This window comes from Enterococcus larvae, assembly GCF_017830045.1.
Lineage (GTDB): Bacteria > Bacillota > Bacilli > Lactobacillales > Enterococcaceae > Enterococcus_L > Enterococcus_L larvae.
In genome coordinates this window covers 438,507-459,784 of record NZ_JAEDXU010000001.1, presented here as the reverse complement: position 1 = coordinate 459,784, position 21,278 = coordinate 438,507, and the positions used below count along the sequence as shown (strand labels likewise).

General features: G+C 39.9%; 23 protein-coding genes. 22 read left to right on the top strand and 1 reads right to left on the bottom strand.

The window, feature by feature from the left end; genetic code table 11:
* Positions 1-2: 2 nt before the first annotated feature.
* The 19 genes from yhfZ to I6N96_RS02100 all read left to right on the top strand — a co-directional run bounded on the left by yhfZ (position 3) and on the right by I6N96_RS02100 (position 16,688).
* Positions 3-926: a GntR family transcriptional regulator YhfZ gene (gene yhfZ / locus I6N96_RS02190; RefSeq protein ID WP_209555860.1), complete on the top strand. Its 924-nt coding sequence runs from the start codon at positions 3-5 to the stop codon at positions 924-926.
* An 11-nt stretch (positions 927-937) separates the two neighbouring features.
* A complete protein-coding gene (locus I6N96_RS02185; protein ID WP_209555859.1) occupies positions 938-1,288 on the top strand; it encodes a PRD domain-containing protein in 351 nt (116 codons plus the stop codon).
* A gap of 8 nt (positions 1,289-1,296) precedes the next feature.
* The gene (locus I6N96_RS02180; protein ID WP_209555858.1) at positions 1,297-2,448 is read left to right on the top strand and encodes a YhfX family PLP-dependent enzyme; all 1,152 of its coding nucleotides are present in this window, start codon (positions 1,297-1,299) and stop codon (positions 2,446-2,448) included.
* Between the two features lie 5 nt (positions 2,449-2,453).
* Positions 2,454-3,668, top strand: a complete 1,215-nt coding sequence (locus tag I6N96_RS02175; protein WP_209555857.1) for a phosphopentomutase — start codon at positions 2,454-2,456, stop codon at positions 3,666-3,668.
* A gap of 149 nt (positions 3,669-3,817) precedes the next feature.
* Positions 3,818-4,843: an amidase family protein gene (locus I6N96_RS02170; RefSeq protein WP_209555856.1), complete on the top strand. Its 1,026-nt coding sequence runs from the start codon at positions 3,818-3,820 to the stop codon at positions 4,841-4,843.
* A gap of 338 nt (positions 4,844-5,181) precedes the next feature.
* Positions 5,182-5,955, top strand: coding sequence for a Fe-S cluster assembly ATPase SufC (gene sufC / locus I6N96_RS02165; protein ID WP_209555855.1), 774 nt, complete (start codon positions 5,182-5,184; stop codon positions 5,953-5,955).
* A 14-nt stretch (positions 5,956-5,969) separates the two neighbouring features.
* Positions 5,970-7,256 (top strand): Fe-S cluster assembly protein SufD, encoded by a 1,287-nt coding sequence (sufD, locus tag I6N96_RS02160; protein ID WP_209555854.1) that lies wholly within the window; start codon positions 5,970-5,972, stop codon positions 7,254-7,256.
* On the top strand, positions 7,253-8,488 hold the full coding sequence (locus tag I6N96_RS02155; RefSeq protein ID WP_209555853.1) for a cysteine desulfurase: 1,236 nt from the start codon (positions 7,253-7,255) through the stop codon (positions 8,486-8,488). The genes sufD and I6N96_RS02155 overlap by 4 nt, the downstream gene beginning before the upstream one ends.
* On the top strand, positions 8,475-8,936 hold the full coding sequence (sufU, locus tag I6N96_RS02150; protein ID WP_209555852.1) for a Fe-S cluster assembly sulfur transfer protein SufU: 462 nt from the start codon (positions 8,475-8,477) through the stop codon (positions 8,934-8,936). The genes I6N96_RS02155 and sufU overlap by 14 nt, the downstream gene beginning before the upstream one ends.
* Positions 8,937-9,224: 288 nt before the next feature.
* Positions 9,225-10,619 (top strand): Fe-S cluster assembly protein SufB, encoded by a 1,395-nt coding sequence (sufB, locus tag I6N96_RS02145; protein WP_209555851.1) that lies wholly within the window; start codon positions 9,225-9,227, stop codon positions 10,617-10,619.
* A 292-nt stretch (positions 10,620-10,911) separates the two neighbouring features.
* The gene (locus I6N96_RS02140; RefSeq protein ID WP_209555850.1) at positions 10,912-11,382 is read left to right on the top strand and encodes a hypothetical protein; all 471 of its coding nucleotides are present in this window, start codon (positions 10,912-10,914) and stop codon (positions 11,380-11,382) included.
* A gap of 16 nt (positions 11,383-11,398) precedes the next feature.
* Entirely contained in the window at positions 11,399-11,692 is a 294-nt protein-coding gene (locus I6N96_RS02135; protein WP_209555849.1) for a hypothetical protein, read from the top strand.
* A gap of 18 nt (positions 11,693-11,710) precedes the next feature.
* Positions 11,711-11,995 (top strand): hypothetical protein, encoded by a 285-nt coding sequence (locus I6N96_RS02130; RefSeq protein WP_209555848.1) that lies wholly within the window; start codon positions 11,711-11,713, stop codon positions 11,993-11,995.
* A complete protein-coding gene (locus tag I6N96_RS02125) occupies positions 11,992-13,245 on the top strand; it encodes a C39 family peptidase (protein WP_209555847.1) in 1,254 nt (417 codons plus the stop codon). The genes I6N96_RS02130 and I6N96_RS02125 overlap by 4 nt, the downstream gene beginning before the upstream one ends.
* An 18-nt stretch (positions 13,246-13,263) precedes the next feature.
* A complete protein-coding gene (locus I6N96_RS02120; RefSeq protein WP_209555846.1) occupies positions 13,264-14,058 on the top strand; it encodes a hypothetical protein in 795 nt (264 codons plus the stop codon).
* A 276-nt stretch (positions 14,059-14,334) separates the two neighbouring features.
* A complete protein-coding gene (locus I6N96_RS02115) occupies positions 14,335-14,793 on the top strand; it encodes a DUF1310 family protein (protein ID WP_209555845.1) in 459 nt (152 codons plus the stop codon).
* Positions 14,783-16,048 (top strand): hypothetical protein, encoded by a 1,266-nt coding sequence (locus tag I6N96_RS02110; RefSeq protein ID WP_209555844.1) that lies wholly within the window; start codon positions 14,783-14,785, stop codon positions 16,046-16,048. Before I6N96_RS02115 ends, I6N96_RS02110 begins: the two co-directional genes overlap by 11 nt.
* The gene (locus I6N96_RS02105; protein WP_209555843.1) at positions 16,045-16,407 is read left to right on the top strand and encodes a hypothetical protein; all 363 of its coding nucleotides are present in this window, start codon (positions 16,045-16,047) and stop codon (positions 16,405-16,407) included. Before I6N96_RS02110 ends, I6N96_RS02105 begins: the two co-directional genes overlap by 4 nt.
* A 2-nt stretch (positions 16,408-16,409) precedes the next feature.
* On the top strand, positions 16,410-16,688 hold the full coding sequence (locus I6N96_RS02100) for a hypothetical protein (protein ID WP_209555842.1): 279 nt from the start codon (positions 16,410-16,412) through the stop codon (positions 16,686-16,688).
* A 206-nt stretch (positions 16,689-16,894) separates the two neighbouring features.
* On the opposite strand, the gene I6N96_RS02095 is transcribed toward I6N96_RS02100, so the two are convergent.
* Entirely contained in the window at positions 16,895-17,806 is a 912-nt protein-coding gene (locus tag I6N96_RS02095) for an ArsR/SmtB family transcription factor (RefSeq protein ID WP_209555841.1), read from the bottom strand.
* Between the two features lie 246 nt (positions 17,807-18,052).
* Here I6N96_RS02095 and I6N96_RS02090 point away from each other — a divergent pair, with 246 nt between their 5' ends.
* From I6N96_RS02090 to I6N96_RS02080, 3 genes are all read left to right on the top strand, one after another.
* Positions 18,053-19,324 (top strand): extracellular solute-binding protein, encoded by a 1,272-nt coding sequence (locus I6N96_RS02090; protein ID WP_209555840.1) that lies wholly within the window; start codon positions 18,053-18,055, stop codon positions 19,322-19,324.
* Positions 19,325-19,583: 259 nt separating this feature from the next.
* The gene (locus tag I6N96_RS02085; RefSeq protein WP_209555839.1) at positions 19,584-20,426 is read left to right on the top strand and encodes a carbohydrate ABC transporter permease; all 843 of its coding nucleotides are present in this window, start codon (positions 19,584-19,586) and stop codon (positions 20,424-20,426) included.
* 11 nt (positions 20,427-20,437) lie between these two features.
* Positions 20,438-21,274, top strand: a complete 837-nt coding sequence (locus I6N96_RS02080) for a carbohydrate ABC transporter permease (protein WP_209555838.1) — start codon at positions 20,438-20,440, stop codon at positions 21,272-21,274.
* The last annotated feature ends 4 nt before the right edge of the window (positions 21,275-21,278 follow it).

Here is a 21,278-nt window from a genome sequence, read left to right as displayed (position 1 = left end):
AGATGAATGAGATGTTTCTAAAGAAAAAGGGGATCGTAACAAACTATTTGGCTTCTGATTTGATTCAGCTGAAAAAAGGGGATAAGCTGCCTATTGTCAGTGAATATCAGAAGAAGTTCAATGTGTCCAGAGGGACGGTTCAAAATGCTTTGAATTTTTTGAAGGAGAAGCAGGCGATCGTTTGTGAAAGCCGTGGTCATTTAGGAACATTTCTAGTCGATATCAATTACGCTATTCTACAAGAATATGCTGTTTCTGAATCTGTTTTAGGGACAATGCCTTTGCCTTATTCAAGGCTTTATGAAGGCTTTGCAACTGGACTGTATTCCTCATTCGAACAGCAGAATATCAAGTTGAATATGGCTTATATTCGAGGATCAAAAGAAAGAATTCGTTCAATCTGTACGGAAACATACCGTTTTGCGGTCGTTTCACGCTTTGCGGCACAAGAAGCGATCACACAGAATGAACCTATTCAAATCGTAAGTGATTTTGGGGAACACACCTATCTGTCACAACACATTCTTTTGTTTTCCGATGTTTCAAAAAATCAGATAGAAAATGGTATGCGTGTAGGGATCGATTACAGCTCGTATGACCAACAGCTGTTGACACAGACGTTGACAGAAGGGTATGAAATCGAGCTTGTTGAGATGCCCGGACACCAATTGATTCACGGTCTGAATCAGCAAAGAATTGATGCTGGTGTTTGGAACTATGATGAGATCGTTGATAAAAACTACCAGAACATGAACTATAAATTTTTGGAAACATCACAAATACAAGAGGATATGAGCACTGCTGTGATCATCTGTCATAAGGATGATCAGGCGATGCAGGCCATTTTGAAAAACAATTTATTGAAGGAAGAAATTTTGTTGATTCAAAAACAGGTCACGGCAGGAGAAATGGTTCCCCGATACTAGCAGGAGGGCCTATGATTAAGCAGAAATTAATTGTTTTAGAGGAATCCGGCATCATTGATACGGAAGTCCATAACTATGTACTAGCAGTTTGTGATTATCTGAAAGAAAAACAGATAATAAAAGAGGATCACGAAGCCGATGTTTTTCTGACGCATTTGGCAATGGCCGCGGCACGCCAGAAAAGCGGCGAAGCGGTCAATGCACTTGATCCATTCATCAAAGAGCAAATCATCAGTGATTCACAGTACTTGCATTCACAAGTCTTGTGGCAAGAGCTGGCAGAGCTTGTGACGATTGATTTTGATGAAACAGAACTCGACTACTTCTACTTGCATATTTGCAATATGCTGAACGAAGGGTAGGGGGTTGGATGTTTCTAGATGTAGTACGCAGAAGAAATCCGAAGCTGATCGACGTAGCTAAAATGCTTCATCAAACAGGACAAATCTTACCGGATACGTATGTCTTGGATTTGGACAATATTCAAGCAAATGCGGCTGTTATGAAGCAACAGGCGGATGAGTCAGGAATCGAGCTGTTTTATATGACTAAGCAATTAGGACGTAATCCATTGGTTGCAAAAGCAATTAGAACAGCAGGGATCGATAAAGCTGTAGTGGTTGATTATAAAGAAGCACTAGTGATGATCGATAACGATTTACCTATTGGAAATGTGGGGCATCTGGTGCAGATTCCTATTCATTTACTGAAGAAAATCGTTGCGCACCAACCAGACTATATCACTGTCTATTCTTTAGAGATGCTGAAGAACATCGATTGTGTCTGCCGTGAGTTAGGCTGTAAGCAACGAATCCTCGTTAAGATACTGGAGGCAGACGATCAAATCTATGAGGGGCAATATGGTGGGTTCCACCTTGCTGATTTACCGGAGTTGATCCATGCATATCAGACGATGGAACACGTTGAGCTGGCTGGCTTGACCTCATTCCCTTGCTTCTTATTTGATGGAGAAGAGGATTTGGTGCCGACACATAATGTAGAAAGTATCAGAAAGGCAAAAGCATTGTTTGCAGAGAATGGGATCGATCAGCTGGAACTGAATATTCCATCAGCGACCTGTGTGCGCACGATTCCGTTCATTAAGGAATTGGGTGGGACTCAGGGCGAGCCCGGACACGCATTGACAGGAAGCACACCGCTTCATGCCAAGCTGGATTTGCCGGAGCTGCCGGCAATGGTGTATGTTAGTGAAATTTCTCATTCTTTAGATAAGCACAGTTATTTTTATGGCGGCGGTTACTATCGCCGCGGACATTTAGAGAACATTTTAGTCGATGGCACAGAGGAACGATTGGATCGAATGATCCCGTTCTCAGCTGAAAATATCGACTACTATCTACAGGCGGAGCAGGAGCATGAAGTTGGTGCAACAGTTATCGCAGCGTTTCGAACACAAATATTTGTTACCAGAAGCGACGTTGCAGTTGTTTCAGGTATTCAAAGCAGCAGTCCCAAGCTTGAAGGAATCTTTGACAGTCAAGGAAATAGAATAAGAAGGTGAGACCCATGGGACGATTTGTAGTGATCGTATTGGACAGCTATGGTGTAGGCGCTATGGCTGATGTAAAAGAAGTTCGACCAAGGGATCTAGGCAGTAATACAGCACTGCATATTATGGAGAAAAATCCGGAGATTCAGCTTCCAACGCTAGAAGCGCTGGGCTTGATGAATGCAATCGGTAAAGAATATAAACAGCACAGGTTTTCTGAGACTGCGAACTGGGGAACTGCCAATTTGGCGCATCACGGTGCAGACTCCTTTCTAGGGCATCAGGAAATCATGGGCACGACACCAAAAATCCCTTTGATCCAGCCTTTTAATGCAAAAATCGACGTAGTGGAAGAAGCGTTAGTGACGCACGGATATTCTGTCCGTCGTGTCGGTGCAGCGGATGAACCGAAAATTTTAGTCGTTAATGACTGTGTAACGGTTGGGGATAACTTGGAAACAGATTACGGTCAAGTATACAATGTGACGGGCTGTTTGGATCTGATTTCTTATGAAGCGTTAAAGGAAATCGGCCATTGCGTGCGGGAAGTCGTACAGGTTTCCCGAGTGATCACTTTTGGGGGAGAGCAAGTTGATTTAAATGATTTGTTGGCCGCTCGAAAAGTGAAGAATAATGAAATCGCTGGTGTCGATGCACCGGAATCTGGTGTCTATAATCACGGTTATCAAGTAGTTCATTTAGGCTATGGCATCGATAAAAATGTACAGGTACCAACGATTTTAGATAAAGCAGATATTACTGTTTCCTTGCTGGGAAAGGTTGCTGATATTGTTCAGACAGAAAGTCCTCGTCTGTTTCCCGGAGTGGACAGCGATGAGCTGTTTGATTCGTTGCTTGGGGAAGTGCGGGAGATCGAGCGTGGCTTTATCTGTTTGAATATTCAAGAGACTGATTTAGCAGGACATGCAGAGGATGTGTCGCGTTACTCTGATCGACTGGAAGTTAGTGATCGTCGCATCAAAGAATTATTGCCATTGCTGCAAGAGGGAGATGTACTGATTGTGATGGCGGATCATGGAAACGACCCGACGATTGGTCATAGCAATCATACAAGAGAGCGTGTGCCGCTGCTAGTTTACAGTAAGGGTATCGAGAAAAAACAAATCGGGGAAAGAAAAACACTGGCTGATGTCGGTGCAACGGTTGCAGATTATTTTAATGTTGCAGCACCGCAACACGGTTCATCATTTTTAACAAAGATTTCTAACTGAAACAAATAGAAAGTGTGAGAAGATTGTGGTACAAGCAGTTCATAATGATCTGCTTGTACCACAACAGACAGGAGGGCAGAGGAATAGCGATCCTCTGCCCTTTTTGATTACGTAGTTTTCATAATATTAGAGGATTGGAGTGTATCTAGATGAATAACCCTACTGCGATAGAAGGCGCAAAAAAGAGCTTTATCGCATTGAAAAATCCGTATGCTTCTGTAGAAAAAGTCTATCCAATGATTATTGAACAATTTCAAAAGGAAAATCCGGTTTATTATGTTGGAGTCAAAAATCGCAGCCAAATCTCACAGTCATTCATCAAATTTTTAGAGGCGGTCGGTATCTATCTCCATACACTTGATAAGGCTTCGATAGCTGGAAGAGCGGTAGATATGCAATTGAAAAATCCTTATACAGGAAGACCAATGACTGGGTCCTCCAGTGGAACAGCAATCAATGTACTGCTTGGGATCAATGATATTGGCATAGGCACAGACGGAGGCGGTTCAGTCCTTGCTCCGGCAATGGCAGTTAATCTCATTGGTTTTATCAGTCCTTTGCTGGATCAGGAACATATGAAGAATACAGCGAGTAAGATATCGACTGATGGTATCTCATTTCATCCTTCCTTAGGATTCATCACGGGAAACTTCCAATTATTGTGGCAGGTTCTACACACTACATTGCCTATTGCAGGAGATGAGACAACGCTTGAAATAATTTATGACCCAAACGATTTTTCAAAAGTGGAAGCAGCACAATGGCGAGGACATATCCATGAAAAAGTTTTATCCTTCAAGTTTGATACGAGAGATTGTGTGATGCCTAGACTGAAAGAGTTGCTAAAAAGCTGTGATGTACTAGTTAGCAAAGAAGGTCCTGTGGATACAGAAGGGCTGGGAGATACAGTGCTTGGACATTTTGATGAACGAACACAGAAGATGCAAAGACAAGGAAATAAAGGATTTTTACGCGTTGTAAACATGCTGGGAGCGACAGCAATCACTCTACCAACTGAGGAATTTGCTGTAGGTGTGTTACTGATCTGTGAGTCGACACCACAAAAAATCAGTCGAATGCTTCGACTGGCTGAAAAATGGCAAAAGCATAGTAATCCTTATGCCCGCTACTTTTCAGATTGCGGCGAATACTACCCGCAGGAATTTGGCGAATAATTGATTAAGGTACGGCCAGCCATAGAGAGACTTCTCAGGTTGATCGTGCTTTTTTACAATGTCTTTATATAAATGAAGGTTCTTACATAAAATTTTACATATTTTTCAGAAAAAGCGCTGCCACTCTTAACAATCAAATAATTGTCATTTTCTGTTAGGTTATTATTTGCTATCAAAACTTCTTCTTAAGTTATAAATATTATAATTAAGAACCTTTAATAGAGCCAAAACACATGAAAAATCAGGAATCTTGGTGGCAAAGAGATTGCGATTCATTATCAATTAGGATAGAATGAATGAGAACGAAATTTTAAATTTAAAGTTGGAGGGAACAATGCATGTCAGTTTTAGAAATCAAAAATCTGCACGTATCAATTGATGATAAAGAAATCCTGAAGGGCGTAAATCTGACAATGAAAACAGGTGAAATCCATGCGATCATGGGACCAAACGGAACTGGGAAATCAACATTATCAGCAGCAATCATGGGGAACCCGAATTATGAAGTAACTGAAGGCGAAATTCTTTTAGATGGTGAAAATATTCTTGAGTTAGAAGTTGATGAGCGGGCACGTCTAGGTCTGTTTTTGGCAATGCAGTATCCAAGTGAGATTCCTGGGATCACTAACGCAGAATTCATGCGTGCAGCAATCAACGCAACACGTGATGAGGATAATAAAATCTCTGTTATGGATTTCCTGAAAAAACTAGATAGTAAGATGGATTTATTGAATATGCCTGAGGAAATGGCTGAACGTTATCTGAACGAAGGCTTTTCCGGTGGGGAGAAGAAACGTAATGAGATCTTACAATTATTGATGCTGGAACCAACCTTTGCGATTTTAGATGAAATCGACTCAGGTCTGGATATTGATGCATTAAAAGTAGTTGCTAAAGGTGTGAATGAAATGCGCGGTGAAAACTTCGGTTCATTGATCATCACTCACTACCAACGTTTATTAAACTATATCACTCCTGATGTGGTGCATATCATGATGAACGGAAAAGTTGTGAAAACAGGCAGTGCTGATTTAGCGAAACGTCTGGAAGCAGAAGGCTATGCTGGAATCAGTAAAGAATTGGGTATTGAATACAAAGAAGAAGAAGCATAGGGAGGGCACGGTAAATGAAAGATATGAATGTAAAGACTTATCTTGATGATATCCACGCTTTTTCTGCTCAAATGGAAGAACCTCTATGGATGACAGAGCTACGTGTTTCTGCTTTGGAAAAGGCTGTTGAATTAGAACTGCCAATGATTGAGCGTGTGAAATTCCATCGTTGGCCATTATTCAATGTGAACATAGAAGCATATGTACCGGCATCTGCCAATGTACCGAATTTTGGTGAGATGAAGGACAATCCAGTGATCGTTCAGCAGAACTCTGCAACGATTTTTGAACAATTATCTGTGGAGTTGGCAGATAAAGGTGTGATTTTTACAGATATATTTTCAGCGATGCAGGAGTATCCTGAATTAGTCAAAGAATATTATATGACGAAAGCAGTACAAATGGACGAAGACAAACTGACAGCGTTCCATACGGCGTTTATGAACAGTGGTGTTTTCTTATATATACCAAAAAATGTGGTGATCAAAGAACCGATCGAAGCGCTTTTCTTTCAAGATTCTGCTAGTGATCAGCCATTTTTCAAACATGTATTGATCGTAGCTGAAGAGAACAGTGAAATCAGCTACTTGGAAAGATATCAAACAATGAATGACAAGAAGGTCAAAGTCTCTGCTAATATCATCGTTGAAGTTATCGCAAAGGCTGGCGCAAAAGTGAAATATTCAGCAGTTGATCAATTAGGTGAAAATCTTTCTACCTATATGAATCGTCGTGGGCATATCATGCGTGATGCTTCTGTTGACTGGGCATTGGGCGTAATGAATGAATGTGATGTTGTTGCTGATTTTGATTCTGATTTAGTGGGCGAAGGTGCTCATTCTGAGGTCAAGGTTGTAGCCATCAGTGCTGGGAAACAAACACAAGGGATCGATACCCGTGTAACAAACAAGGCCCCTCATTCTATTGGTCATATTCTGCAGCATGGGGTCATCCGTGAAAAAGGAACATTGACCTTCAACGGAATCGGTCATATCTTGAAAGGTGCGAAAGGAGCAGATGCACAGCAGGAAAGTCGTGTATTGATGCTTTCTGATAAAGCGCGTGGGGATGCGAATCCAATCCTATTGATCGATGAAAATGAAGTAACTGCGGGACATGCGGCCAGTGTTGGGCGTGTTGATCCAGAGGAAATGTACTACTTGATGAGTCGTGGTCTACCGAAAGCAGAAGCGGAGCGTTTAGTGATTCGCGGCTTCCTAGGATCAGTGATCACTGCGATTCCTGTTAAAGAAGTTCGAGATGAATTTATTGAAGTGATTGAAAGGAAGTTGAATGCATGATAGACGTGGAGAAGATTCGTCAAGAGTTTCCCATCTTGTTTCAAGAAGTCAATGACGAGCCCCTTGTTTATCTGGATAACGCAGCAACGACCCAAAAACCAAAGGCAGTTTTAAACAAGCTGACTTACTATTATGAACATGACAATGCCAATGTCCATCGTGGTGTGCATACCTTAGCGGAGCGAGCAACCAAGGAATATGAAGCAGCCCGTGAGAAGCTGAGAAAGCTGATCAATGCGGGAGAAACTGCCGAGGTTCTTTTTACCAGGGGGACAACAACTGGTTTGAACTGGATCGCGAAAAGTTATGGAGATCTTGCTGTGAATGCAGGCGATGAGATTGTGATCTCCTATATGGAGCATCATTCCAATATCATTCCTTGGCAGCAGTTGGCGGCTTGTAAGGGTGCAACGTTAAAATATATTGATATTACTCCTGAAGGCTATTTGGATATGGCTAGTGCAAAAGAGCAGATTACGGATAAAACAAAGATCGTATCAATTGCACATGTCTCCAATGTTCTTGGTGTGATCAACCCTGTGAAGGAACTGGCAGTACTTGCTCATGAGCATGGCGCAGTGATGGTGATAGACGGTGCACAATCTGTTCCTCATATGGCTGTGGATGTTCAGGAATTGGATGCAGATTTCTTTGCATTCAGCGGACATAAAATGTGCGGACCAACCGGAATTGGTGTATTATATGGAAAACGCGCCTTGCTTGAAAAGATGGAACCGGTGGAATTTGGCGGAGAGATGATTGATTTTGTCAATCTCTATGACAGCACATGGAAAGAGCTTCCGTGGAAATTTGAGGCAGGCACACCGAATATTGGTGGAGCAATTGCTTTAGGTGCAGCGGCAGATTATTTACAAGAGATAGGTCTGGACAATATCCATCAGCACGAAGCAGATATCGTTTCTTATGTTCTGCCGAAGCTGTTGGCAATTGATGGACTGACAGTCTATGGACCGCAAGATCCGAAAGATCATACAGGTGTTATTGCCTTTAATCTGGATGGGCTTCATCCTCATGACGTAGCGACAGCTCTGGATATGGAAGGTGTTGCAGTACGAGCGGGCCATCATTGTGCGCAGCCGCTACTGAAATACTTGAAGGTTCCGGCAGCAGCGAGAGCGAGTTTTTATCTCTACAATACAAAAGCAGATGCGGATCGTCTGATTGAGGCGATCATGGCAACAAAGGAGTTTTTCCAACATGGCGCTATCTAAATTAGAAAATCTATATCGTCAAGTAATATTGGATCATTCCAGTCATCCCCATCATCATGGGACACTGGGGGATTCCAGCAAGAAAATCGAAATGAATAATCCAACCTGTGGTGATGTAATTGAACTACAGGTAGATATTCAAGATGATGTGATCAAGGACATTGCCTTTTCAGGTAGCGGCTGTTCCATCAGTACCGCTAGTGCCAGCATGATGACGGATGCAGTGATTGGTAAATCAGTTACTGAAGCAGAAGAGCTGGCTGAAGCCTTTTCTCAACTAGTACAAGGAAACGAAGTAGCTGATGATGAAAAGCTGGGCGATGCTTCTATGCTGAAAAATGTCAGTAAGTTTCCGGCACGGATCAAATGTGCCACACTGGCTTGGAAGGCGTTGGAAAAAGCAGTTGAGAACGATGGCCAAGGAACAGCAGGTCAGTTGCATTGCTGAAACAGCAGCACAACGACCTGACAAAGCGTTTTTAGTTGGTAAAGATATTATAAAATTTTTGAGTTTGTACCCCTGGTGATATCAAGGGGTAGCGAGGAAACCACATGGAGAATGTCTAGCTTCACGAGCAAGCTCTCTTCGGCAATAAGTCGAGTCAACCTCATGATAAAGAACATCATGTGTTTACCTCGAGCTTATTGCTCGAGAGCTGAACGAGCTCGTTCAGCTTTTCTAAAGAGGAGAATACATTTCCCCGCTTAGCAGATATAGGAGAGGGAGCGTGAAACAATGAGCGGCGTACCAGAGTTAGAAGAGTATAAATTCGGCTTCCACGATGATGTTGAACCAGTCTTTAGTACCGGTGAGGGTCTGACGGAGGAAGTCGTGAGAGAAATATCCCGTGTCAAAGAAGAGCCGGAATGGATGCTTGAGTTCCGTTTGAAATCATTGGAACAGTTTAACAAGATGCCCATGCAAAAATGGGGAGCAGATCTGTCCGATATCGATTTCAATGCAATCAAATATTACCAAAAACCAAGTGATCGTCCAGCCCGCGACTGGGATGATGTACCGGATAAAATCAAAGAAACCTTCGAGCGAATTGGGATTCCTGAAGCAGAACGTGCCTATTTAGCAGGAGCTTCTGCTCAATACGAATCTGAGGTTGTTTATCACAACATGAAGGAAGAGTTCCAAAAGCTGGGCATTATCTTTACAGATACTGATTCTGCCTTGAAGGAATATCCTGACCTGTTCAAGGAATACTTTGCCAAGCTAGTTCCGCCAACAGACAACAAGCTGGCAGCGCTGAACTCAGCGGTATGGTCAGGTGGAACATTTATTTATGTGCCAAAAGGTGTAAAAGTCGATGTACCGTTACAAACATACTTCCGAATCAACGCAGAAAACACGGGGCAGTTCGAACGCACATTGATCATTGTTGATGAAGATGCCAGTGTTCACTATGTTGAGGGCTGTACTGCTCCAACTTATACAAGTAACAGCTTGCACGCAGCTATCGTGGAAATCTATACACGAAAAAATGCTTACTGCCGTTACACAACAATCCAGAACTGGTCAGACAATGTCTACAATCTGGTAACCAAACGAGCAAAAGCTTACGAAGGGGCAACCGTTGAATGGATCGACGGCAACCTTGGAGCGAAAACAACGATGAAATACCCAAGTGTTCATCTTGATGGACGCGGTGCTCGCGGCACCATGCTTTCTATTGCCTTTGCCGGTGAAAACCAAGTGCAGGACACAGGGGCAAAAATGATCCACAACGCACCAAACACTTCTAGCTCGATTGTTTCAAAATCGATCGCCAAAGATGGCGGTGAGGTGAACTATCGTGGTCAGGTGACCTTCGGTAAGGACAGTGCCGGATCGATCTCACACATCGAGTGTGACACGATCATCATGGATGACAAATCCAAATCTGACACGATCCCATTCAATGAGATCCACAACAGTCAGGTAGCCTTGGAGCATGAGGCCAAAGTATCAAAAATCTCAGAAGAACAGCTGTACTACCTGATGAGCCGCGGCCTGTCAGAAGTCGAAGCGACTGAGATGATCGTCATGGGATTTGTAGAACCATTTACGAAGGAACTGCCGATGGAATATGCGGTGGAGCTGAATCGATTGATAAGTTATGAGATGGAAGGGTCTGTGGGATAATAACAAAATGCAAGCTAGAAACGCTGTTATATAGGTGTTTCTAGCTTTTTTTAGTAAAATGTTATCCAACAATTAAACACCTATAAGGGTTTGCTTATCAAAAGCAGCATGTCTTTCCCTATACCTAATCAGGAAATAATTTAGGGGGAGCTATCTATTTACATTGATTGAAGTTATTCTTTTCTAATCCTTAGAAAAAATGATAACGCTTCAAAGTTTGTATTGCTAATGCTTTGAATGTTATTTACTTTAAATTCTTTAAGTGCTAAAATTTTTACATGGAGGGAAGAGTATGAACCAAAAAAAGGACAGGATGGCAAATTGGGTAAAGGTAGAAAGAGATTTAGAGGTGTCACGAATTGATAGTCAAGTTCGGGTGTACAATGACAAAATTTTTGATTTAGAAGATCAAATAAGAGTTCTTAAAGGAAAATTAGATAAACTTTTTGATATAAGAGATAGACAAAAAGGAAATATCCAATCATTTACAGATATGCAAGATCGGAAAAAACAAAAATATAAGCGTTTGCAAGAAGTTTCATTAAATACAGCTTTTATACAAAAGCAATCCAATAAGATGTTGAATTTTTTTGAGGGGCAACGTCCACAAGGCGTATTTCATAAGTTGGAATACTCATTGCAGGCAATCGATCATGAAGTGAACGATACTGAAATAGAAATTCAGTTACTGAAGCAGGAACGGGCTGCCTATCAGAATAAAATTGAAAGCTTGTATTTGGCACGTAGAGCATTAAGTATTTAGAGAGAGGTAATGTAGTATGCATAAAATAGGTTATGATATCGTAGTCAAGGATAGTGAAGCAGAGGAGATGCAGTTGCTGGTAAAAAAATTTTTTGAAGATTTTGATGAGCGTCTTGCTAAGTATACGACTTCGTTGGAAACAATTATTAATAATGGAATCAAATCAGGTAGTGTTAATACGAATCTCTCTAAGTTTAAGGACAGTGTTGAACAGTTAGAGAGTCATTCTGAGAACTTGAATCAGCGCACTCAAAAAGTAATAATAGATTTTTTAGCAGATTTTGACGAAGCGGATGGTTCGTTTTACTAAAAAAAGGAGAGTGAAGTGATGAGTAAGGTAGATGTCGATATTACTGTTCTTACAGATGAAGTGACTAAATTGAAAAAGCTGATAGTTGAAAATGATCAGTCGATGACTATGAGTAGTCAAGGGAAAGCAATGGAAAAAATGCAGGAATTGGCATCTTTTTTAGAAATAGTAAATACTTCGTTCAATCATCTGATACAAAATACAGTTGATTTTTTAGAAAACACAAAAGATGGATATATTGATGCAGATGAAAATAGTAAAAAAATATTTGATGGTCTTGTTGAAAGGTGCGAAGAAAAATGAAGGGGATCGTTAGAGATTTTTCACAATCTAATATAGATCATATAGAGGAATTGATACAGGAAGAGGAAGATTTTGATCAGAATTTCATTGTAGATTTTTTTGATGATACTTTTTCTTCAGCAGGAGATATCAGAGATTCTTTGGATGATATTGATAGTTATCATAAGGACGTCATTGATGATGAAAATATTGGAAAAGAAAAGTTTGAGAAATTGTTGAAGGAAGTTGAGGGTGTGGACCAGAATTATGCTCAAGCGTTGGAAGGGAATTTGGACAACTTAACAGCATTGAATGATTTGCTGCATGACTTTGCGGATTTGATTACACCAAATGCAATTACTGTTCCTTCATATGAATTCAAAAAGTATCTTGAGGCATTTAATCGAACTTTTATTGTGAAGACTGGCAAATTGATATTTGACCTCGATCCTAAAGGAGAATTTGGCGCAGATCAAGGAAGCTTAAGCAGTAGATGGTCAGGAGAAAAAGATGTGATTCTTGATATGTTGAAAAGGCAATTAAGGAAAAAATATGGAGAACATTTGACTGATGAAGAATTGAATATGTATCTTAAACTAGAATCTGCGAAAAGTGGATTTTTGCCATCTAGATTTCCGGAAAGCTTAGCGGAAGATGATGTCCAAGCATATCTTGAAAAATTGAACAGTGAAGGTTGTGGTTATGCTGCAGCAATAAATATCATTTTGCTAAAATATTCTGGTCGAGAAAAGGAGTTTGAAGAAAAATATGGGATAAGCTATTATGATAAAAATGGAAATGTAAATTTTGATGAGTTGCTCTTATCATTCTATTTAGAAGAAAATGATAAGAGAAATATCCCCTTTACAGATGCTCAATTTACTTTGCAGCATCCTGGTGCTACTGGAGCGTCTATTTGCTCTAATATTGAAGATTACACATCACAATATGATGAAAAAATCATTGGAGAGCGTATTTCTATAACAGAGACAACTTCTTATGGGCAGTCACAGAACTATAAATCAGAAACAGTTGTCAAACCGGAAAAAGTTCAAAGTCAGTTGGATAATGGAAAAGTAATAACAGTAACTTGTTTAGGGGAAAGTATGAGCTTGCTATATCCCGATGGTAGTAGTTATAAGAAGCAAAATATGCATACCGTAACAATTGTTGGCTATGACGAAAATACTGGGAAATTCATTGTTACATCGTGGGGGAATCAATATTTGCTAGATTCTCTTCCCATGAATGCTGCATATTATGCGTATTAATATCAAGGAGAAAATCAAATGGCTATGTTGCTCATTTTAATCGCTATTTTTATTTTGGCTATGTTAGGGATAAAAAAGAAATGGAAATTATTTTTTTTGCTGCTCCTTATTGGGGGATTATGTGGAGGGCTCGGTTATTATGCTTTTTACGGCAAACCACTATCTAAGAAAAAGGAAGAAGTTTCAGAGTATTTTTCTTATTTTGAAGATCACTTTCAATTTCAGGATCAATTAGAGAATTATACGTGGAAAACGGATTATTCCAGTACACCACGCTTATTCTTTGATTTCGAAGCGTATCAGAAAGATTGGATATTGATCAATGATGCTCTATCAGAAACAACACCAGAGGAAACAGGAATTGGGGTTTTAAGAAACCATATTTATGCGCATTATGCAGCCTATGTTACCGAGGAGTTTATCTTTGATAAAGAACAAGGAAATGATTTTTCAAAAGTAGTTAATTATTTGGATGAACGCGGGTATGATTATCAATGGGATGCAGAAATTCATTACCCAAAAGATAGTGAAGGCTTCGATTTATATATTGAAACCTCAATCTCAGCAAATTTAAGAATCAATCGTTTGAATCAAGAAGTTTCTTTAGAAAAGGAATTGGTCTATTATAAGGATAAAACAATGGAAAGTTTTGATTTTCTAGATTACATGGCTTATTTTGACTACGGTATTCATTTAACTGGTACTTATTTTGGTGATTCTTCTGAAATCATTGATGATAGTGAGCTAAATCAGCTGATCAATGACTCTTTAACAAATGACTGTCTTACTGTAGTACTATCAAAAAAAGAATAAAACCAGACTAACCAGCAGATGTTCACTAGAACGTTCTGTTGGTTACTCTTTTTCATTTATTCAAATAATAGGTATTGATTATAATGTCCTGATTATTATTCCTGAGGATTCGAGAAAAGTTCAAATTTGCACTTCTGAAGTTCACAAATCAACTAAAGGTTCTTGGATATGTGATTTATCAAGCTGTTAAACCTAAATTGTTATTGGTTTGTAAGCTTTTTTAAGGTAAAATATATAAGGTAAAAATTTATAGATAAAATAGGAGAAATATCAGCTATGAAGGGTCACGGTGAAGAAAAAAGTGGACAAACACCTGTATCTGAAATAAAAAAAATCAAGAAAGGTGTTCTTTATAAGATTATTGGATTGATTCTAGTGATTGTTGTAGGAATAGGAGTGAAATGGTATATGGATGAAAAGCAATTTAATGATGAGATGCTAAAAATAGTAAATAGTAAAGAAGCTAAAGAATCTTATGAGAGAACGATTGGAAATAGGGATCCTTTAGCTTTTACAGAGGAAGGGATTATCCAAAGTTATAAAATAGATTATGAATCTATTGAACATAATCCTATGGGAGGAATCATGCTGGATTTGATTATAAATGATGACAAAGAACTTACAATTGATGTAATACTACATAAAAAATCCAATGGAACTATATATAATAGTGCTGGTGGTGCTTCTTCCAAATTATCAGAGATATTGGAAGGAGAAAATATAGATGCAGAATAGTTTCTCAGATCAACAGCATCAAGAAATTGCGGAAAAACAATACGATAATTTAAAAGTAGGTAAAGATGTTTATATTGGAGAAGATGCTTCAACAAAAATAGGCTATGTATCAAAAGTAGTAAATAATAAAGAGACCGGCGAACAAACCTACATCGTGACGGATAAGAAATTACCTGCAAATCCTACTTCGAAAGACTTGGAGAGTGTAACCAGTGTCACTGTTCTTTATAGAGGTTCTACCGCTCCAGGGGTAAACGCTGTGAATCCTTGGGATCCAAATCACTCGGATGTTTGGATGGATTGGAAAGACAATGATGTGCCGATTGCGAAACAAATCTTAACGAATAATTTCACTGGGCCAACGCCGCAATTAGCATCTTCAGCGAACACGTTGAATGAACAAATGGCGTTGTATAAGAATGCGTATTTTGACATTTATGGACACTCTCTAGGATCAATGAATGGCCAATATGCGATTTCTGCAAGTGATTATCCAGAACGAATTCGTAGTGCCTATTTATATCAAGGTCCAAACATTTATGGATTATTGACGGACGACCAAAAGAAACAAGCAGACAAATTGAGAGAACGTATATTTAATTACGTGGATATGAAAGATTATATACCTATTGGTTATGACCTAAAGGGAATAGGGATCATTATTCCTGTAGATTCGAAAGAGGATGTCGGACTGATTGACCGCCATATGTGGGGTGGTTATGTTTATGATAAACATGGAAATTTACGTGTAGCACAAGGGAAAATGATTGCAGTACGAACAGCACAGACAAAAATATTTATTCAAGGACAACTGAACACATTAGAGCTGCTTGAACGAAAACTAAAAGCCAGTGGTGGAGGCTTGTCTTCATCAGAAAAGATTTTTTTGGATAGTCAACGAGTGTTGGCAATCGTCAATGGCATTTATCAGTTAGTGGAACAAGCAATCCAAGATTTAGAAACAGAATATAACAAAGAAATCAGTGATATTGAAGGTTTGTGGGAAGAAACATTAACGACGGCTCGAAATGTAGGTGCTCATTTAGGAGAGGGAGAAATACTGTCTGCTTTATCGGCTGGAGGGTGTACACAAAGCACCTTGGTTACTGAACCTATTTCTGATTTAAAGAGTGATTTCAGTGAAGTGGAAGCAATTGGTGCAGACTTTGTTTCACTGGCAAATCAAATTCAATCGAGTGTCGCTCAACAGTTGGCTACTGATCAAGAATTAGCCAGTCAGGTGGGGATAGCGTGACTGAAGAACAAGAAAAACGTACGGTGACGATTGCATTAGAAAATATTGAGTCGGACTTTTTGGAGAAACGTCGATACTATGAAGATGAAGGAGAACGACTGGTTTATGAACAAAATCAGTTGAATCGGTCTTTGGATGAGTTTGCAGATTCTACGACATATTATTTACGTAAATTTGGTGTAGAAGAAAGTGAACTCTCATCTTCTAGGCGGATGATCGAAAACGGACGAGAAGAACTTTTATATGAGATCCATAAAGAACGACAAAGAGTAGACAATGTTCTGGAAGAACATAAGATGAGTTATCAAAAAGAACGAGACAATTTAGAAGAACAATTGTTAGAAATAGGACGGGAGTAACGATGACACAAGAAACACTTGATGTAGCAGAGCTGAAAAAGCAAATGATCAAGCAAATCGAGAAGATGATTATTCAGACTTCTGTTGCCAGTACAGCTCTGGCGAAAGTAAAAACAAAAAAAGCTAAATTAAAAAAAAGCAAGACAGATACATTGGCTGTGACCAAAGGGAGTATGGATGGGGTAGCCAGTGATTTATCTGACTCCTTAAAAGGTTCTTGGGGAACCAAGGCGAAAGAAAGCTTGGCGCGAAACAGCGAGAAATTAGCAGATCTCTCATAAGGTTTAATATTGTTATAAATCAGAACGTGTTACTTTGCTGGAAATGATGCCTGAGGAAATGGGATAGAAGTCTTCAGATATCGTATTTCTATGCATTATACAGCCTAAATCACGAAGAATTGGATTCTTGATAAATGGCGCCAAAAAAGAATAAAACCAGAGTAACCAGCAGATGTTCACTAGAACGTTCTGCTGGTTACTCTTTTTCATTTATTCAAGTAATAGGTATTGATCACGATGTCCTGATTATGATTTCCAAAGCCTTCACCAAACAGAGTTAGACCGCCTCTGTTTTTTGCATCATCTTCTGCTGCAAAGCGCAGCTTGATAAAGGGCTGTTCGTCAAGCTTCAAATCATGAATCGTAACGTTGGAGTATGCTTCACCGTCTATTCCGGTGTCTAGCTTATTGATTCGCAGATGCTTCAATAAGCCATATTGACTGAAGCTGTCATTCCACCATTTCGGTGTGTAGCGTCCGCGTGTGTCGGAGAAGTTTCCCGGTACGGTATAGACAGCCACTTTAACGTCATTGACATAAATCGAGATATCACTTGGCCAGATATTATTTGAAAGTGGAAATTCCGAAGCGATTTCAAAGCTGATTTCCAACAGTTCAGGAATTTCGTTTTCCTTTAAAAGATTAGGTACTTTGTATTCAACGAAACCGCTGCTGAACCAAAGCAGTGCGGCATCGACACGTTTGGAATCCATGAAGTATTTAGGGTCGTCAGATTTACCAACGACATCTTCCACTGTCGCCAGCCCGCAGGTTGGTGTAACTGAGAAGTCGACAAAGTGACCCAGCTTCAGGCTGGTAGAATGCAGCTGAAATTCCTGATAAACCTTTTCCGGGAATGAAATATGGATATCATCCACCTTTAAATAAACCATCTTCTTGTTCCTGTTTTCTCCTACACCCCTCTCTGATCCCAAGAGGCCAGCATCTTCCATCTGTTGTATATGTCTCGTTGTGATGGCATTGCTGATGTGCATATATGCGGCAATTTCTCCAATACTTCTTTTTTCGCTCCCGATAAATTTTAGGATTTCTAATCGAGTATTGCTTGCTAAGCATTCATAAACAGGGAGTGAAAGAGAATCTAGCGATAGTTCCATAATTATATGACCTCCTTTTAACTTTAAAGTTAAACGTTTTCTATGTGCCACTATTATACATCATTACCTGTTTAACTGTATAGTTGTTTTTGTTTAATGTTGATATATTAATGTTGACGACGCTTACAAACGATGGTAATTTAGCTTTAGAAACATATGGTTGAAATAAAAAATACTAAAAAGTTAAATGGTTAAGAAATTATATTTTATGTATGATTAACTTTTTGGTAAAACGGAGGAAGAACGATGAAGATGAAGAAATTGATCAGTATGACACTTGTTGCAGGAGCGTGTTTTGTAGCATTGACAGCTTGTGGAGGTTCAGGAGGAGGTTCCTCATCAGCAAGCAGCAAAGAAATAACGTTTTGGAATCCATTTACAGGTGCTGACAGTTCTAATCTAAAAGCACTGATAGATGAGTACAATAAAACGAATCCGGAATACAAAATCAAAAATGTTTCTTTAAAAGAAACCGATATGTATGCAAAAATCCCTACAGTTGTTAACTCTGGTAAAAATATTCCTGATTTAAACATTGTTCATGCTGAGCGGATCAAGAATTATAAAGATAACGATATGCTGGAAACCTACGACGATCTTTTAACAGATTACTCCGATATAAAAGCAGAGAACTATGTTGCAGAAGCATGGAACCTGGGTGAACTCGATGGTGCACGTTATAGCTTGCCGTTTGATATCCATAACTGGGGAACCTACTACAATAAAGAACTTTTAGAGAAATATGCACCGGATGCGTTGGAAGATAATATCTTGACTTTCGATGAAATACAGGAAGCTGGTGAAAAGGCGAAAGCGGACGATGTCAGAGGAATTGCAATCACTTGGGCTAAGCCTAATTTCTTGGCAACCCTCAAGCAGGAAGGTGGAGAGTTGACTTCGGATGGGACTGCACCGACGCTAGATACCGATGCATCCAAAAATGCGATCGGTAAGTGGGCCGATTTGTATAAAGAGGGCGTTACAACAAAGGATGGCGAAGACCCAACACAGTTGTTTTTAGCTGGTAAGCTTCTATTCTTCCCGGAAGGAATCTGGCTGCAAAACAATATCAAGGATTCTAGTTTTGAGTGGGGCTTGACCAATTCGCCTCAGCTATCTGATGATGCGAGTAAGATCGTTAACTGGGCTTCTTCTCATCAGTTCGTGATGTTTAAAAATGAAGATCGTTCAGACGAGAAAACTCAAGGGATCATGGAATTTATCAGTTGGATTCGTACAAATTCATTAGAGTGGGCGAAGGCTGGTCAGAATCCTGCAACTTTGGATATCCTGACAAACGAAGAGTATAAGGAAATGCCGCAATCCTTTTTTATCAACACACCGGAACAACAGGCGACCTTGTCAATTTTTGACTATAAATACAATGGCTATGTTTCTGAATATTTAGATGCGCATGGGTTTGATACGATTTTTGGCAAACAGTCAGTTGCAGATTTCACTTCCGGGATGCAAAAGGAAGTAACGGACAAGATTGCAAAGGATCGCTCGAATAATTAAGCTGTCAGGGGAAGCTGGGGCTTTAAATACAGAGTTTCAGCTTCCTTAGCTTGCAGATAAGAGGGTGGTAATTATTTGGAATAAGGGTGATTGCTGCTGGCGTTCAATTATATGCATGAATGATAGTCTTACTGTTCCGCTATCTTGCTTCTAATACAAGCTTTTAATCAAGAAAGGATTGTTCGCAACATGATGACTTCTACAGAAACGATATCAGCCGGTATATAGACGATCAAGGAAAAAGAAGCTTGTTCCATGGTTGTTTTTAGCACCGCATTTGACTATTTTCTTTATCTTTTTTCTGATCCCTGTGGTTTTTGGGATTTATATCTCCTTTACAGATTGGGATTTATTCAGTTCGCCGACCTTTGTTGGCTTGGAAAATTACAAGGACTTGCTTTTTAATGCAGACTCTACTTTTTATGAGCAGCTGCGGATCGGATTGAAAAATACGTTTCTTTTCGTGGTATTCTCTGTACCGTTTTGTATTGCAGTACCATTATTGTTAGCGGCGGCGCTAAACACGAAGCCGAAGCTTGGCAAGCTGTTTCAGTCCATTTTCTATATGCCTTCTCTGTTTGCCATTTCCGCTGTCGTGATTATTTGGACACTGATTTTTAATGTAAATTATGGACCGATCAATACGCTATTGGAAACAGCTACACCATGGACCGGCACACAGCCTTATGCGTGGATTGCATTAGTTGCTGTGACAGTATGGTGGACGATTGGCGGTAATATGATTATTTATCAGGCAGCATTGAATGGGATATCAAAGGATTTTTATGAGGCAGCTGATATCGATGGTGCGACGGCTGTCCAGAAATTCTTTAAAATCACCTTACCGGCTATCAGAGGGCAAATTCTTTACACTGTCGTGATGACAACGATTGCCCAGTTCAATGTTTATGGTCAGCCGTTGATGCTGACAGCTGGCGGGCCGAATAATTCCACACGGGTCTTGCTGATGTATATCCAGCAAAATGCATTTGGTTCCGGTCAGTCGATTGCAGGGATTGCTTCTGCGATGGCAGTGATTTTAGGTGTTTGTATCATGGCTGTATCCGCTGTTCAGTTCAAGTTCCTGCGGAATAAGGATTAGGGGGCACGAAGATGAAGAAAAGTCCGATTTCGAAAATTATTGCGTTTGTCTTTTTACTGCTGATGGCGGTTACTTGGATTGTGCCGTTACTTTATGGCGTATTGACTTCATTCAAGTCAGAAATGGAGCTGATGACTGCAGGGTTTAAGCTTTTGCCGATTGAATGGGTACTGACAAATTATACAGAGCTTTTGGTGAATAATTCAAGCACGCCATTGGTTAAATGGTTTTTGAATTCTCTGTTTATTTCTGTCACACATACATTATTGGTAGTGTTAGTGGTTTCTTTTTCAGCGTTTGCCTATAGTCGATTGAGCTTCAAAGGGAAAAATGTTTTGTTTTCGTTTCTGTTGGCAAGCATGATGTTTCCTAGTGTGGTGAACTTGATTCCATTATACAAAATTGTTGATATCTTAGGCTGGGTAAATACACCGTTAGCGATGATCGTACCTGGTGCAGCCGGCGTATTCAATATTTTCTTAGTGAAGCAATTTATGGATAATATCCCGAAAGATTTCGATGAAGCGGCACAAATCGATGGTGCGGGAGAATGGCTGATTTTTAGAAAAATTATTTTTCCATTGATCAAACCGGTGCTGCTGGTTGTTTCTCTGTTTGCCTTCACTGGTTCATGGAACGATTTTCTATGGCCGTCTATTGTTTTTAACGATATAGAAAAAATGCCGATCACTTCCGGTTTGCAGCTGCTACAGGGGATGTACCAAGCACAGCCGACCTTATTGATGGCGGGAGCGCTGGTTGCGATCATTCCAACCTTTGTCTTATATCTATTTGCACAAAAATACTTCTTGCAGTCTATGTCACTGTCTGCCGGTGTGAAAGGATAGGAGA

Excerpts from the sequence above, each read along its gene's own strand:
- yhfZ (WP_209555860.1), top strand. The coding sequence starts at position 3 with ATGAATGAGATGTTTCTAAAGAAAAAGGGGATCGTAACAAACTATTTG.
- I6N96_RS02185 (WP_209555859.1), top strand. The coding sequence starts at position 938 with ATGATTAAGCAGAAATTAATTGTTTTAGAGGAATCCGGCATCATTGAT.
- I6N96_RS02180 (WP_209555858.1), top strand. The coding sequence starts at position 1,297 with ATGTTTCTAGATGTAGTACGCAGAAGAAATCCGAAGCTGATCGACGTA.
- I6N96_RS02175 (WP_209555857.1), top strand. The coding sequence starts at position 2,454 with ATGGGACGATTTGTAGTGATCGTATTGGACAGCTATGGTGTAGGCGCT.
- I6N96_RS02170 (WP_209555856.1), top strand. The coding sequence starts at position 3,818 with ATGAATAACCCTACTGCGATAGAAGGCGCAAAAAAGAGCTTTATCGCA.
- sufC (WP_209555855.1), top strand. The coding sequence starts at position 5,182 with ATGTCAGTTTTAGAAATCAAAAATCTGCACGTATCAATTGATGATAAA.
- sufD (WP_209555854.1), top strand. The coding sequence starts at position 5,970 with ATGAAAGATATGAATGTAAAGACTTATCTTGATGATATCCACGCTTTT.
- I6N96_RS02155 (WP_209555853.1), top strand. The coding sequence starts at position 7,253 with ATGATAGACGTGGAGAAGATTCGTCAAGAGTTTCCCATCTTGTTTCAA.
- sufU (WP_209555852.1), top strand. The coding sequence starts at position 8,475 with ATGGCGCTATCTAAATTAGAAAATCTATATCGTCAAGTAATATTGGAT.
- sufB (WP_209555851.1), top strand. The coding sequence starts at position 9,225 with ATGAGCGGCGTACCAGAGTTAGAAGAGTATAAATTCGGCTTCCACGAT.
- I6N96_RS02140 (WP_209555850.1), top strand. The coding sequence starts at position 10,912 with ATGAACCAAAAAAAGGACAGGATGGCAAATTGGGTAAAGGTAGAAAGA.
- I6N96_RS02135 (WP_209555849.1), top strand. The coding sequence starts at position 11,399 with ATGCATAAAATAGGTTATGATATCGTAGTCAAGGATAGTGAAGCAGAG.
- I6N96_RS02130 (WP_209555848.1), top strand. The coding sequence starts at position 11,711 with ATGAGTAAGGTAGATGTCGATATTACTGTTCTTACAGATGAAGTGACT.
- I6N96_RS02125 (WP_209555847.1), top strand. The coding sequence starts at position 11,992 with ATGAAGGGGATCGTTAGAGATTTTTCACAATCTAATATAGATCATATA.
- I6N96_RS02120 (WP_209555846.1), top strand. The coding sequence starts at position 13,264 with ATGGCTATGTTGCTCATTTTAATCGCTATTTTTATTTTGGCTATGTTA.
- I6N96_RS02115 (WP_209555845.1), top strand. The coding sequence starts at position 14,335 with ATGAAGGGTCACGGTGAAGAAAAAAGTGGACAAACACCTGTATCTGAA.
- I6N96_RS02110 (WP_209555844.1), top strand. The coding sequence starts at position 14,783 with ATGCAGAATAGTTTCTCAGATCAACAGCATCAAGAAATTGCGGAAAAA.
- I6N96_RS02100 (WP_209555842.1), top strand. The coding sequence starts at position 16,410 with ATGACACAAGAAACACTTGATGTAGCAGAGCTGAAAAAGCAAATGATC.
- I6N96_RS02095 (WP_209555841.1), bottom strand. The coding sequence starts at position 17,806 with ATGGAACTATCGCTAGATTCTCTTTCACTCCCTGTTTATGAATGCTTA.
- I6N96_RS02090 (WP_209555840.1), top strand. The coding sequence starts at position 18,053 with ATGAAGATGAAGAAATTGATCAGTATGACACTTGTTGCAGGAGCGTGT.
- I6N96_RS02080 (WP_209555838.1), top strand. The coding sequence starts at position 20,438 with ATGAAGAAAAGTCCGATTTCGAAAATTATTGCGTTTGTCTTTTTACTG.